Origin of the sequence: Succinivibrio dextrinosolvens (assembly GCF_900116345.1) — a bacterium.
In the GTDB taxonomy this organism is placed as follows: Bacteria; Pseudomonadota; Gammaproteobacteria; order Enterobacterales; family Succinivibrionaceae; genus Succinivibrio; species Succinivibrio dextrinosolvens_B.
In genome coordinates this window covers 1-14,284 of sequence record NZ_FPAH01000011.1, presented here as the reverse complement: position 1 = coordinate 14,284, position 14,284 = coordinate 1, and the positions used below count along the sequence as shown (strand labels likewise).

Annotated in this window: 14 protein-coding genes; 13 read left to right on the top strand and 1 reads right to left on the bottom strand. The window is 40.0% G+C overall.

All coding sequences use genetic code 11. The features are described 5' to 3' along the window. Positions 1 to 112 precede the first annotated feature (112 nt). From BM308_RS05125 to BM308_RS05110, 4 genes are all read left to right on the top strand, one after another. Positions 113 to 589: a hypothetical protein gene (locus tag BM308_RS05125; RefSeq protein ID WP_143098568.1), complete on the top strand. Its 477-nt coding sequence runs from the start codon at positions 113 to 115 to the stop codon at positions 587 to 589. Between the two features lie 500 nt (positions 590 to 1,089). After that, on the top strand, positions 1,090 to 1,995 hold the full coding sequence (locus BM308_RS05120; protein WP_074943398.1) for a metallophosphoesterase: 906 nt from the start codon (positions 1,090 to 1,092) through the stop codon (positions 1,993 to 1,995). An 87-nt stretch (positions 1,996 to 2,082) separates the two neighbouring features. Next, the gene (locus BM308_RS05115; protein ID WP_074943396.1) at positions 2,083 to 2,277 is read left to right on the top strand and encodes a YqaE/Pmp3 family membrane protein; all 195 of its coding nucleotides are present in this window, start codon (positions 2,083 to 2,085) and stop codon (positions 2,275 to 2,277) included. A 251-nt stretch (positions 2,278 to 2,528) separates the two neighbouring features. Further along, positions 2,529 to 3,491, top strand: coding sequence for a hypothetical protein (locus BM308_RS05110; RefSeq protein ID WP_074943394.1), 963 nt, complete (start codon positions 2,529 to 2,531; stop codon positions 3,489 to 3,491). 163 nt (positions 3,492 to 3,654) lie between these two features. Here the strand turns inward: BM308_RS05110 and BM308_RS05105 are convergent, their stop codons facing one another. Then, the gene (locus tag BM308_RS05105; RefSeq protein WP_074943392.1) at positions 3,655 to 4,050 is read right to left on the bottom strand and encodes a hypothetical protein; all 396 of its coding nucleotides are present in this window, start codon (positions 4,048 to 4,050) and stop codon (positions 3,655 to 3,657) included. A 645-nt stretch (positions 4,051 to 4,695) separates the two neighbouring features. Between BM308_RS05105 and BM308_RS05100 the strand changes: the two genes are divergently transcribed. The 9 genes from BM308_RS05100 to BM308_RS05060 all read left to right on the top strand — a co-directional run bounded on the left by BM308_RS05100 (position 4,696) and on the right by BM308_RS05060 (position 13,993). After that, positions 4,696 to 5,640: an ATPase, T2SS/T4P/T4SS family gene (locus BM308_RS05100; protein WP_074943390.1), complete on the top strand. Its 945-nt coding sequence runs from the start codon at positions 4,696 to 4,698 to the stop codon at positions 5,638 to 5,640. Positions 5,641 to 5,792: 152 nt separating this feature from the next. Further along, positions 5,793 to 6,248, top strand: a complete 456-nt coding sequence (locus tag BM308_RS05095; protein ID WP_074943388.1) for a TrbC/VirB2 family protein — start codon at positions 5,793 to 5,795, stop codon at positions 6,246 to 6,248. A 203-nt stretch (positions 6,249 to 6,451) separates the two neighbouring features. Next, on the top strand, positions 6,452 to 6,751 hold the full coding sequence (locus tag BM308_RS05090; RefSeq protein WP_074943386.1) for a VirB3 family type IV secretion system protein: 300 nt from the start codon (positions 6,452 to 6,454) through the stop codon (positions 6,749 to 6,751). A 2-nt stretch (positions 6,752 to 6,753) separates the two neighbouring features. Beyond that, positions 6,754 to 9,318: a VirB4 family type IV secretion/conjugal transfer ATPase gene (locus tag BM308_RS05085; protein WP_074943384.1), complete on the top strand. Its 2,565-nt coding sequence runs from the start codon at positions 6,754 to 6,756 to the stop codon at positions 9,316 to 9,318. Continuing rightward, positions 9,306 to 9,992 carry a VirB8/TrbF family protein gene (locus BM308_RS05080; RefSeq protein ID WP_074943382.1) on the top strand — a complete coding sequence of 229 codons (687 nt, stop codon included), beginning with the start codon at positions 9,306 to 9,308 and terminating at the stop codon, positions 9,990 to 9,992. The genes BM308_RS05085 and BM308_RS05080 overlap by 13 nt, the downstream gene beginning before the upstream one ends. Next, positions 9,985 to 10,932 (top strand): TrbG/VirB9 family P-type conjugative transfer protein, encoded by a 948-nt coding sequence (locus tag BM308_RS05075; protein WP_074943380.1) that lies wholly within the window; start codon positions 9,985 to 9,987, stop codon positions 10,930 to 10,932. The genes BM308_RS05080 and BM308_RS05075 overlap by 8 nt, the downstream gene beginning before the upstream one ends. Positions 10,933 to 10,935: 3 nt before the next feature. After that, positions 10,936 to 12,327: a TraB/TrbI/VirB10 family type IV secretion system protein gene (locus tag BM308_RS05070; RefSeq protein ID WP_074943378.1), complete on the top strand. Its 1,392-nt coding sequence runs from the start codon at positions 10,936 to 10,938 to the stop codon at positions 12,325 to 12,327. Then, a complete protein-coding gene (locus tag BM308_RS05065) occupies positions 12,302 to 13,072 on the top strand; it encodes a hypothetical protein (RefSeq protein WP_074943376.1) in 771 nt (256 codons plus the stop codon). Before BM308_RS05070 ends, BM308_RS05065 begins: the two co-directional genes overlap by 26 nt. Positions 13,073 to 13,084: 12 nt before the next feature. Further along, the gene (locus BM308_RS05060; RefSeq protein WP_074943375.1) at positions 13,085 to 13,993 is read left to right on the top strand and encodes a type IV secretion system protein; all 909 of its coding nucleotides are present in this window, start codon (positions 13,085 to 13,087) and stop codon (positions 13,991 to 13,993) included. Positions 13,994 to 14,284 lie beyond the last annotated feature (291 nt).

Sequence of the window (14,284 nt, the reverse complement as noted above, 5' to 3'; positions counted from 1 at the left end):
TTGCCTTTGATCAGTACTGATATCCCCCCTTTAAAGACAAATAATAATCTCTCAACTTGTTAATTTGTATCTGACATACAAAGAACTATAGTCAATTCCACAATGTGGAAAGGTGAGAGATAATCATGGAAAAGATCATCACATAAACGGTACGTTATCAAAACACATTTCCTGCATTGACCTTATGACCGCATCAGGAGAAATGATCACGGTGACACCGGAGAAAAACAGCGATTTGTTCTGGGCTACCTGTGGTGGGCAAGGGCTCACAGGACTTATTATTTCAGCGACAATAAAAATGTTGAAAACAGAATCGTCTGTTCTAAGACAACGAATTACTGTATGTGAAAGTTTAGACAAGTTAATTGCTGCAACCTTAGAACAGAATAATTCCCAGTACTGTGCATCATGGATTGATCTGTCTGCTACCCGAACTTACGGTCGAGGAATTGTATTCTCGGGGCGTTTTGCATCTGCAGCGGAGGTAATGGAGCAGGGTTATCAGTATCTTGAAAAGAAATTCACCAACTCTAGGTTATCAGTACCGTGTTACTGCTCATCTAAGCTGTTTAACAGTAAAGGCATTTAACTCCCTCTACTATTACCTAAACAAACGCAAGAACAATCCTTTTGCCAGCATTAACGGCTTTTTCTCTTCAGCAAACTTGGCGGTTTTGCAAAGGACATTTCTGAGTTCAAAGAGTTCTCAATAGACGGTTTCAGATGTTTTTCCGCCAGACTTACCAACAGATCTGTTGACTATTACATCGGATATGTCGCTTTTGGTAATGAATACAGTACAGCGGTTGCTCTTGCTATTGAGAACAGCGGAGAACTTCCAGAGGAAGTTGAAATCACCTGGGAGAAGAAGATTCCTCCGATACTAAAGAGATACGAGCATCTTTTTGAAGGCCTAATCTTTCTTGGAGTGGATCTGAATCATATGTATGACAGAGAGAAAGGCGTATGCCTTGATGAAAAGATGCTGCATTACGAGCTTAAGACAGTAATTGAGTTTGTTAAACAGTTTAATGATGTTTGCTCTAAATAGCATTAAAAGATGTTTTAAACACAAAGGATAATGCGCAAATGACAGTAGAAAAAGAAACATTTGTTACCCCTTTTTACGAGGTTAAAGGCTTCAGTCCTACAGAAAAACTTTTTGTTATGACTGACCTGCATGGCTGTAGTCAGGCTATGTCACGTCTGCTTAAGCATTATGACGGTAAATCAAAGCTCGTATTTCTAGGGGATGCAATTGATCGTGGTCCCGACAGCTACGGTGTCGTTAAAAAACTTCTGGAGCTGGATGCCCTGTGTATTCTTGGAAATCATGAATTCATGTCCTTAGAAGCTCTTTATCCAGAGACGGTTTACTACAAAAACGGGGCTCCGCTATGGCATACCGTAAACGGTGGAGATAAGACTCTTGATTCCTTTGAAAAGGCTATTGCAGAAGGTGCTGATTACATCGAGAACAAGAACAAAATCAGGTTTCCAAAAATCTATGACGAATACATCAGAAGATGTCAGTCTCATTATCTTTGCGGAAATATTCTTTGCACGCATTCAGGTATTCCTCTCCATGGTGAGGTTAAGTTTTATGAAGATCCGTTTGATACCGAGAACTATGACGATTCTTTTCTCTGGTGGCGACCTAAGTGTAGTGCAGAAAGGTATTTTTATGAGCCACACATATTAAATGGTAAAGAGGTATTTTCAGTCAGCGGTCATACTCCAACTAATCCTGGCTTTGTAAGACAGAACTATGGAATAGAACTTGATCCCGGTCATGTATTAAAGCTTGCGCTGGAAATTGAGCCTGCCTCGGATAGAAAAAAATGTAAATACAGAATAATCGGTACCCTCTGCTCAGAAGTGTATCCATGTGAAAACATATGTCCTTCGGCTACTGTTGAACAAGTCTTTCAGAGTATAAAAAAATGTATAGAAGAACAAATGCTTCTTAAAGAGTGCAATTATGGATGGCATTAATGTTATGAACTCAAACGAATTAAGAATTATCTAAAAAAAATCAAAATATCAACTTGTTTTATTTTTGAATTAAAAAAGGAAAATACTATGCGTCTAATTATCGCTTTAATCCTGCCATGGCTAACTTTCTTCTCAATCGGTAGACCATTATCCGGCATTATCTGCCTGATTCTGCAGATCACACTGATTGGCTGGCTGCCAGCTACAATCTGGGCTGTATTTGCTTTAAATGGCTATAACACCGACAAGAAGATTCAGAAAGCTTTAGGCAGCAAACAGTAATGCATTGCTTTTATGCTCTGATCATGTCATGTCGATGCTCAGAGCATACTACGTATTGATCCCTCTTAAAATGTAATACTTCTCTTTTTCTTATTGTTATTTCAGCAATTTTTATCAAAAAACTTTTTCTATCATCTATAATGAAAATATCAGAGCTCAAGAACAGTATCCTTAGTTAGCTCTGAAAATAACAGATATTTTTATTGCAGACTGCCTGATTATTCTTCTGCAGCATAAGGTTTATCAATATTATGAAGTTCAGATCCAGATTTTTAAAAACTATTCTGTTAATTCCTGCACTGTGTATGTCTCCTTCATATGCAGCGATGCAGTCTGGCTGGGAACTGTCAACTTCATATATCTGGAGACTTAACGACGATTCAGATTTTGTTTTCACTAAAGGTTCTCCTGCTAAGATTCTGCAGATGGACCGAACCATCCGTCATAGACAGGCTGTTCTTAATGTTGTCCAGTCTTTAACAAAAAAGTTTTCCTTCAGAGTAGGGTGTATGTATCAGAGTCAGACTCCTGCACTAGGACTTGATCTGACAACTCTTGATATTGGCATACGTGATCTTGAGCGCGGCTTTGTCTATGCCAGAGTGATTGTAGACAGTGGTCAGGAGTATTCTCTTCGAGGAGAAATCATTCCTCCTGCAAGGATAATATTTGCACCTCTAACCGCCGCTCAGGAAAAGAAACTCTCCGATCTCTTTTTACAGATCTCCGAGGGCGGTCATCTTAAGATTGCTGTGCTGCAGGGAGAGAATACCGATCCTCGAATCTATAAGATCCCTCTTGAAGGCTTCTTTGATATTTCCAAAACTGTTCTGGATGACTGTAAGAATTTAAGTTCACTGGCAAAAGATCACCGTGGTCCGGTTGCATTGCTTCCAGACTATATTTCAAGAGAACCTAAAGGCCTTGCTCCTAAGGATTACTCTGTAAAACCTAAGCCAGGTTCTGACGGCTTAACTGCTACGGAAGATGAGGATGACGGTTCTATTGAGCCTGTAAGTGAACCCGAGAAGAAGAAAGAGCCAGAACCTGAACCAGAACCTACAATAAAACCATTTGAACCAGGTGGCGGTGCCGCTTCAATTGGCGAAGATGGTAAGCCAATCATGACTACTGAGGAGAAGAGTGAAGAGAGCAATCTAGGAACTGCCAAATCCATGCAGATTGGAGATGACGGCAAGCCTGTAAGTCAGTAGCAATCATAAGCGTAAATGTATAACCTCAATTCCTGAATCTTTCTCTCTTCAAATCTTAAGTTATAGAGGTTAGTTCCTGTCATTTTTCAACACACCTTATAAATGCAAACGGGAAAGAACTCTCGCTCTTTCCCGTGCATCTATAATCCTCCTTTAGAAGATATCAGAAGAAATACTGTAACATCAGTGACCATGCAACGTAGCCTAAACATGCAAGCAAGAGGATAGGTACAGCAATGGAGAAAATATCTCTGATAATGTATCCGAAGTCCTGAATCATAGAACCGCAGTATACAAATGGTACCTTTAGCTTCTGTGACATATTCAGCTTATTGAACTCAGCCTTGAACTCGCTCCAGCTGATCTGATTCCTGAAGAAGGCAAATACGAAGCTGTAGTCCTCGATAACGTCGACGTTCTCATCATCAGGAAAGAACTGATCGTCTGCAAATGGATCATCGTCATATCCTGCAATCTGAACTTTCTTCTTAGGAATCTCAAAATGCCAGTCAGAAGATTGCATGTGTTCTGGAGCAATTAATCTGTTGGTTATAGTCATATCGACCTCCAGTAGCTACTTATGTTTGTTTGACTGCTGTGGAAACTTATAAAGTTAAAAGCAAAAAAATCTAAAGCAAAAATATTTCCACCTTGCATTTTAAGAATAGTTCAGTTTTTAAAAATTGCCTTATCCTATTTTTTAAACTTTTGTTGTTTGGGATAATTATTTCATTTTTTTATAAGTCTGCACTATGTTTACGCAGTAATGCACTGAAATATAACAAAATCTAAAATACTGTATTTGGATTTATAATAATATATTATACAAATACCTTATACAAAAAAATGCATTAAAAAAATAAATTTGCCTAAAATTATCAAAAGTAGTAACTATTACTATTATGAAAGTTACGAAAACGTTTGGCCTCCCCCTGCGGCTCTAAGCATGAGCTTTTGTTAAGTCATTTTCTATTAGTTCTGCCGTTTCTGAGAAAAAATTGCATATTCTTTTGTTACTTAGAACAGACTTAGAATCACCTTTTTGTATACTTACTTATCCAAAAAATACCCCTGTTTAAAAAAATCTTTTTTCTTTATTTTCAAAGCGCTATTCGGAATTCCGGAAAAAAAGGACCCCCTTACGCGGAGGTGCATTTTTTTATGCCTGATAATGTGCCCCGAGGTAAAAATGAATAAGGACCACATGAGAATTACTGAAAATCTGTACAGTTCTCTATATGAGAGCTTAGGGGAGAGATTTGTCAGTGCTCTTGATTCAGGAGAGGTTGAAGAACTGATGCTTAATCCTGACGGCAGACTCTTTGTGAAGTATACCGACGGACATGTTGTGCAGGAGGATAACTTTTCAAAGGCACGTGCCGAGATTGTTGTCAGAACCGTAGCTTCTCTTTATGAAAGAGATATTGATGAATCATCTCCAATGCTTGAGTGTGAGCTTGAACGCTTTAGTGCAAGATTCTCCGCACTGATGCCTCCTTTATCCAGAGGCACCTGTTTTAGCTTAAGAGTTCTTAAAGCTCTAAATCTCTCATTTGAGGAGCTGCTCTCTTCTGGTTTTATGAATGAGAGTCAGTTAAGAGCAATAAACTCTCTTATAGAGCGACGTATGAATTTTCTGATCTGTGGTCAGACAGGCTGTGGCAAGACCAGTTTTATCAATTCTATCTTAAATAGAATTGCAATATTTGATCCTAGCTGCCGCATTATTTGTATTGAAGACACTCCAGAACTGAAATTAAGTGCAGATAACTGTGTAAATCTTTTTACCTGTAACAGAACTTCAATGAGCGATCTTCTTCGGGCTTCCCTAAGGTTAAGTCCAGACCGTATCGTCGTGGGCGAGATCCGCTCCATTGAAGCATTAGATATGATTGATGCCTTTTCAACTGGGCATAAGGGAGGAGTTGCATCTATCCATGCAGGTTCAGCCCTTCAGTGTCTGGACAGATTAAAGCTTTTAATCTCAAGACATCCTTATGCTCCTAAAAAGGGAATAGACGAGCTTATTGCTCTGTCTTTAGATGCAGTCATTGTTTTAGGGAAACGTCCTTATCGTCATGTGGAGAGTATTGTTTTAGTCAAAGGCTATTCTCAGGGACAGTATGTTCTTGAAGAGATAGGTCTTTAGAGAAGTGTAGGCTTAGCAGCTACAGAAAGAATCTGGTTTAGATATTTAAGATTGCATTTATTTTCCTTTTTAATTGAAAAAACTTAATAAGTTTTAGATCAGATCTGACTTTTCTTAATGACGATAGGACTCCTTTTTTTAAGAGGTATGAAATGAACAGATTTTTAATTACTTTGGTTGCTCTGGTTTCACTGTGTACGGTTATGACTTCAGCCTATGCTGCAGATACAGCCTCAAGTGCAGTTCTGCCTTATGAGGACTGGCTTAAAACTATTCAGAAATCACTGACCGGTCCGGTTGCTTTTTCTGTTTCTATCATTGGTATTATCTCCTGCGGAGTGACTCTGATCTTTACCGGCGGTGAGATTAATCGCTTTATGAAATCCGTGGTTTATCTTGTTTTTGTGATGACTCTTCTTGTGGGCGCCAACAGTTTTATGTCCAGTGTCTTCAATGGGGCAACTATAGCTAACTCCGATAATAAGGATCGTGTGGTCAACAGAGTCTTTTCTGACTATTCAAGACAATGCATTTTTAACCATATAAGCTCAGCTTTTAAAAGACAGAATATCTGTCTGCCTGCTGATGATTACAAGGCTTTAGCTTAGTTTTAACGTTTTTCTTTAAAGTCTTATTTACATATACATACCTCCTAGGGACTTTTTACAGGAGCTATTATTCCTGTCATCCTGTAAGTCCCGATTCCTTTAGGGAAATTAATTTTGCAGCCTGTTTTTATTCCAGGCAGGCTGCATTTTTTTTGTGTGAGGTAGTTTGGTAAAGTCTGACTTCGTTTTCTTCTCCATAGGTTATGAATAAAAAACATCAGCTCTATCCTTCACTATTAAGAACTCATACCATTTTCGGTGCTGAGAGAACTCTTTTTCTTCTCTGGCTGATGCTATGTATGCTTGGCTTTATTCTGAACATTTCGCTTTTAGGCTCCATAGAGACTCTTTTAATGCTAGGTTTAGGCTGGGCGGTCATAGCACGTATGAGCAGAATTGATCCACTGTTCAGACAGGTGTATGTAAGAAACATCCGCTATAGATCTTTTTATCAGGCTCAAGGCTCTGAATATTCAAAATACCATTCAAAATATAACCGCTGATTATGCTTCTTGTTTCATTCTTTATGCTGACAGGCGTTCTTTTAACCGTGCTTTGTATCAGCCTTAGTGCAGGAACTTTTCTGCCTTATAAAAAGTTTTGCAGAAATTACAGTTTTACCGACCTTCTGGATTACGCCATTCTCGGTCCACAGAATACAGTGCTCCTCAAAAACGGAGCCCTGATGAAGTGCTATAAAATCACCCCGAGGTGCACCTCCTATTTATCAGAACAGGAGCTTGAAAAACTGCACTCCATGATCATGAGAAGCATCAGAAAACTGGATAAGTCCTACATCTTCAACTGTGATGTGATTCGCTCTAAGGATATGTCATATTTGCATAATAATGATGAGTGTTTTTATGGCTCTAATGAAGCCCGTACTCTTTATGAGAGAAGGGTAGAGTTCTTTGAGAAAAACACTACCTTTTCCAATGAGTTTTTTATAAGCTTCACCAAGCTTAACTGCAATCTTACCTCAGAGGATATTGCCTCCCTTCTCGGAGATGATGAAAAGCTGCCATTCAGTCTTTCTTCTTCAATTGAATCCTTTAATCAGGATGCCAGAAGCTTTATTGACGGATTCTCCTCATTCTGTGAGATAAGGGAATTAGATCTTAAAGAAATGGATAAGAGAGAGTGTGGGGGGCCGTTTATTTGTGCGGATTCGAATATATCATCAGAGACATCGGGATCTTCTTACGAATCAGGATTTTCATTGTCAGAGGTTCCTTCATTACCGATAAGACAGACTCATGAGACTGTTAACTATCTTTTTAGTTGTATAAAAGGTGTGAAGGTAGAGCTTTTATATCCTAAAAAGCATCCGTTTTTAGATTTGCTGTTATCATCTGAGGATTTCACTCCTGGCTTATGTCCCAAACTTGGAAACAGATATATAGGTGTCATCAGTATTGACGGTTTTCCTTTAGCTTCTGATTTTGGAATGCTTAAGGCTCTTTGCTCTCTACCTTTTGAGTACCGTTTCTCTAACCGCTTTATCTCCTATTCAAAAGTGGAGTCTTCTCTTAAACTGGCACTTTTACGTCGTCTGTGGATTCAGAAACGTAAATCTTTTCTCTCCATGCTTTCATCCTCCTCTAATACCGAGGTGGACAAAGATGCCGAGGAAATGGTGGAGAATGTGGATGAGGCCAGAAAATCCATGGCACAGCAGGAGCATAATTTCGGAGCTCTCTCCTCAACACTGATAATCTTTGATGAATCTCTTAAAGCCTTAGATGATAAGGCAAGACAGTGTCTTAAGCTTTTTGAGAGTCTAGGCTTTACCGGTAGAGTTGAATCGGTAAATGCCACGGATGCTTATCTGGGCTCACTTCCTGGACACAGTATTGAGAACTTAAGACGAGCCATGGTTTCAGGTGAGGTTATAGCCGATTTACTTCCTCTGCATAAAAACTACTGTGGAGAGAGAGTCTCACCTAATCCGAATTACGGAAAGGGAGCTCCTTATCTTATGAGTGTTGTCTCAAAAGATCATGAGCGAGCCTATCTCAATCTGCATGTAAAAGATCTTGCCAACTGTCTTCTGGTAGGTCCTCCCGGTTCTGGTAAATCGGTGTTCTTAGGAGCAACGCTTTTAAGCCTTTTGAAGTATGACGGCATGAAGATCTTTGCCTTTGACAAGGGCCAGTCCTTCTATGCGTTAAGCCGTTATTTAAAAGGAAATCATTTAAGTCTTGATGATACCTCAACTCATAGATTCTGTCCTTTATATGATTTATCTGAGCCATCAAAGATAAGTGCCGGAGCTTTATTTGTTGAAAAACTGTTTGAATATACCGGAAGAAAACTTACTGACGCTGAGCGTGAACTAATCTTCAGTACGGTTAAGCTTTTATCTCAGCAGCCATCAGTAAGACACTCGCTTACAGATTTTTACAATCTTTTAAATAACAGAGAACTCAAGCTTTCTCTGCGTAACTATCTTGTCAGTGTAAATCCTGACAGTCCGCTTGACGGTACTGCCAATCCGGATCTTGAATCTGCTCTTACTGTATTTGAGTGCGGTAGTTTTTTTGAGAGCGGTAATAAGAATCTTTATCCGGTTCTAGACTGCATCTTTAGTTTGATTAACTCTGAGATTATGAAGGTTAAATGCTCAGCCATCATTATTGATGAGGCCTGGCTGATGCTCTCTAACCCTTATTTCTGTGCTCAGCTTTTATCATGGATTAAGACCGTAAGAAAACACAATACCATGGTGATTCTTGCAACTCAGTCAGTAAATGACTTTGCACGTTCACAGATGCTTGAGGACATCCTCGACTGCGTTAAAACTAGAATCTATCTGCCTAATGCGGATATTAAAAGTCCTGCCTTAATGGAGCTTTACTCAAAGCTTGGTCTTAATGGGTTGCAGCGTGAAGAAATATTCAAGGGAAAAGCCAAACAGGATCTCTTTTTACATAAGGAAGGAAATTTTATGCCCTTTAAGCTTGCTCTGTCTGAAAGTGAGCTTAAGCTGCTTTCCTTTGTAGCAAAAGACAGGAAAAAGCTTGATTTGAGATTTAACAATGAAGGAGGTGATTTTATATGGGAACTCTAAGACATTTATTTCAGAAAAAGGTGCAAAGAGCCTCTGTAACTCAGTACTCCATTGCCTCTGCTAATTATACAAAAAATGCTCTGCCTCTGATTTTGGGGCTTGGCGGACTGGCAATGGGATTTTTCTGTTTAGGTTATCTTCTGATGTTAAACAGAGAACCACAGGTTCTGCCTTATATTGTGAGCGTGGACCGTCAGGGCAGTGTGCTAGCCTCAGAAGTACTTAAGCCTTCACAGAGTATTCCTGAAACAGCACTTGCAGCCTTTATGTGTGAGTTTACAGAAAAGGTGTTTTCTATATGCCAAGATGGCGATCTTCAAAGAGAGTACATCCGCAAGATCTACTCCATGGTTGATCTTGAGAGTCCTGCCCGCCGTTATCTTGATGAGTACTACAATGACTCACAGCTTTTCAGGACAGGTGCTAACACTTTATCATCCGTAAAAATCGACAGTGTCTCAAGGCTTTCTGACAACAGCTTTCAGGTGGATTATACGGTGATAAGTCAGAGATTTGATGAGAGCACTGAAAAGCACTTCAAAACGGTTCTAAGCTACCGAATAGGCAATATCAGCTTTGAGAATGTGGAGGAGTTAAGGCTCAATCCGCTTTCAGTTCTTATTTATGAAATAAAGACCTCAAAAAAGCTTGTAAAGGAGATGAATCATGCATAAAAAAATCGCAGTTCTGACTTTTCTGTCTCTCTCCTTTGCATGTCATGCGCAGGACTACAATGAATATACCATGGAGGATAGTAATCTTGATGCGCGTGATCTTAATACCATACAGAAACTTGATTCTCTTGATAGAAGACAGGTTTCAGCCCAGGCGATACTGCCAGGACAGGTAGTCTTTACCTTCGGCAGTGGTATACCTACAGTGGTCTGTGCGCTGTTTGAAATAACGGATATCTCAATGGAGCAGGGGGAGCGTGTCTTTACTGTACAGCTAGGAGACTCTACCCGCTGGCTTATAGACAGCGCAGTATCCGGAAGCGGAGCGCAGAGAACTGAACATATCGTGGTTAAGGCTTTGGATAACGGACTTAAAACATCACTTATCATCACCACTAACCGCCGTACATATCATATTGCCTTAAAATCCTCCCAGAAAGATTTTATGCCGGCGGTAAGCTTCAATTATCCGGGACAAAGCCTCAAACTTAATTCTCCTCTGTATGAGGGCTCAGAACCAAGACCTCGTTTTGATTACTCGCTTGCTTCAAATTCAGAGAGTTCATCTGGAGTTTCTGCTGTTTCCTATCAGTATGATCCTGTGGAGGGAGGTAAATCCGTAGGTAATAATATTGCCGGTGGTCGACTCAACTATGCCTATTCCATAGATGGCGATGATTCTCTTCTACCATTAAACGCCTTTGATGATGGAGTGAATACCTATATTCAGCTCCCCTCAGACCTGAATAATCAGGATCTGCCTACAGTATTCAGAGTCACATCTGACGGTATGCCTTTAATAGGAGGAGAGAAAACCGCAATTCTGAATTTCCGACTAGAGGACCATACCTTTGTTATTGACGGTGTATACGATCATCTGCGACTGGTCAGCGGTTCTGATGATAAATCCGTCTGCGCGGATATTGTTAAGGAGAGCTAGGGTATGTTTGACAGGATCAGAACCGGTCAGGTCTCAAAAAAATGGGGCTATATCATCATAATAGGCGCCTGTACCTGTATTCTTTTGATCGTTCTCTCCGGCTATTTTTTTAACTATCAGCGCAGGATAGAGGTAAAGGCTGAGGAGAGACGCTATAGCGTGGAGAACAATCTTAAATATGCTGATAGGATCGCCTCTGGACTTGCTGCAAATACCGCCTTTGAGTCAGAGAAAGTAAAGGAACAGAACAGGACAAAGTCAGCAGAATATGATGCTAAAGAGGCCTTTTCGGATAATTCAAAAGAGTCTTCAGGGTACAGCTCAAAGTCTCTAGCTTCACTGGATGACAGACTGTCGTCTCGTGAAAGCCCATTATCCTCTGAGGATTATATAAGAGAGTATATAAGGTACAGAGAGAGAGGTAATCTTTTAGATAGAAATGAAAAAAACGAGGAATACTCCTATACTGCGGAGGCCTCCGAGGAAAGAGTAAAGGATAAGAGACAGAAGGTAAATGAGCTTGATCTAAACCGTGCTTCTGAATATCGCAAGGCCAAAGCGGCACCAACGAGAGTGGAGCTTCGCTTTAATCATGATGAGGCGGCTGCACCAGCAAGTCGTAGAGATGAAGTTTCTTCCTCCTCATCTAACAGAGGTGATTCTGATGTTTTTACAACTTCTGATGAGAGAAGTTCATCCTTTGATAAGGCTAATCAGACCCTCACAAAATATGAGGTTTTTGAACGTGACAGCTTCAGTCTTGATAATGAGGTGATAAAGCCTAAGACTCCTTTTGCGCTGATGCAGGGAACTGCAATTCCTGCAGTTCTCTCCACTGGCATCAACTCTGAGCTGCCAGGGCAGATAAGTGCCATGGTTACCCGTGATATTAAGGACAGTATCCGCGGCAGGTTCCTTTTAATTCCAAAGGGCTCAAAGCTTCTAGGACAGTACGGCTCTACTGCCGCCTTCGGCTCTCAGCGTCTGTTTCTAGGCTTTAACCGTATTATTTTTCCTAACGGGCTCTCTATTAACATTGGTTCAATGCCTGGTCAGTCACCTGATGGTTTTGCCGGTTTTGATGCTGATGTGGACAATCATTTCTTCAGAATCTTAAGCAACTGCTTTTTCCTCTCCTCAATTACCACGGCTGCCTCTTCAGTACAGCAGACCTATGGTAACTCATCTGGAGTCGGAACCTTGTATAACACTCAGGCAAGAGAGCTGTCCTCTGACGTCTCTGAGGCTTTAAGCCGCATCATTGAGCGCAATATCAATCTCGCTCCGACTCTGATGGTTCAGCCGGGCTACAAATTCACCATTTCTCTTACCAAGGACATCTTTTTTAAGGAGCCTTACGGAGCTAATCATGAAGAGTACTTTATTAAATACTAATTTTATTATTCTGTGTCTTGCAGGTTTTGTTTTTATCAATTTGGCAGTTGCTCAAGATAGAGGGATCTCTCAAAGTCAGGGCAATGAGATGATTGAAAAGCTTAATGCAACCTATCAGGCTATTAAGTCCTGGTCTGAGGATAATACACGTAAGGCCAACAGACTTGAGTCTTATTTTGTAAAGGAGAATTCCCGAGAGGAGAATAACTCCAGCTTTCAGAACAAGGAGGCTTGGAAGGAGGTTTATGAACTCAATCAGAACTCCATGCTGCTTTTAGAGGCCAGTTATGCTTTTGCCAAGAATACTGAATCAACTGCGCTCTATTCAGAGGATGCAATCAGATCGGAGGCCTGGCTTAAGTGTCTTAAAAGCGAAAACTGTAATTTCAGAAAGCTAAATCAGATGATTGATAATGAGGCCTTATCTGTCTCCGCCCGAACAAAAGAGAATGCCGTAAAAACACAGAAGCTTCTGCTTGAAAGTATCGACAGACTTAATGAGTTTTCTATGCAGTCTGAGGAATCGCTCGGGCTTAATGATTCTATTGATACTCTTTCAAAGGTGAATGCTACTCAGGCTAATGCTCTGGTGCAACTTACAGCCCAGATAACTGATCTCAACAGAATTTCCTCAAGTGAAATCACCAAGGCTCATGAAAAGGAGAAGATAAAAGAGAAGGCTGATGAGCTCTTTTTACGAAATGAGACTAAGACAAAATCGCGTCATCTTGATGTAACCATGTAGGGACGTGACTTTGTGAAGACTTTATTGATCCTGCTTCTTTTTATATCTGGTCCAGCGAGTGCAGCCGTTGAACTTAGTGCGGACGGAATTCTAAATTCTCTTATCGATGAGTTTGTCTCCTGTGTAAATGACAGTGCAGTTCCTATTCATCAGGCAGCTATGAGACTTTTCTGGTTTTTAGTGCCAATGAGTCTGGTTATGACTGGCATACGCTGCGCCTTTAATGGGGATATGTCGGAATTCTTTCTGTCTTTAGTTACAGGGGTACTCTTTACTGGAATCTTCTTTTATCTTCTGAGTAATGACTATGCAATCGGTAAGTCAATTATTGATTCCTTTGTAACCATGGTTGATAACGACTATATGGGACCATCGGAACTTATTGATCTGGTGTTCAATATCGACCGGCAGATCACCAATCTTACAACCTCAAATGTTTTAGGTCTTGTCTCTAAGGTTCAGATCATCATCTGCATGATTGTCTTTTCTGTTGTGATGTTTTTTGTGATCCTGCGTTTTGTCAGTATTTATCTTACAGCTCAGATCTTATGTGTAATCGGTGTATTTGTACTTGGTTTCGGTGGTTTTAGGTCCACAAGATATCTTGCGGTGAATTATCTGAAGCTTCTGATCTCAAAGGGGCTTGAACTGATTACAGTTCTAATTATAACTAAGGCAGGCTGCAGAATTCTTAATGATGTTATTGAAGCAACCCGACTTTATGAGGATGGTATCACCGTGTTAAAGCATAATGACTGCATGGTATTAATTTTTATTTCTCTGTTTATTTTTGTGCTGTCTAAATCTCTACCTCCTGTTATGGCTTCGCTGATGATTGGAAACAATGGTTTTGATACAGGGGTCGGAGGTCATTCCTTAAAGAAATACAGATTTCTTGTTAGCAGAAATTCTGGAAAGTAGGAAGGAGACAAGGAGAGGTCGGAATTTAAAAGTATTTTGCAACAACGAAAATAAGGAGTTTTGTCTACAAATTCATTTAAGAGGTAAAAATGGAAAAGGAAAAATAATTTTACATGCTAGAATAAGTGATTAAAACATGCCTTATGATCCCATGTGGATTAATACCTTTTTACTCTATCAACATAGAGCAAATCCAGTTATATAATGACTGTATAAAAAGCATCATAGCCCCTATAATATGGGTAGACATATGTTTTTTTGTTTATATGAATATAAGACTGTTGTTAATTA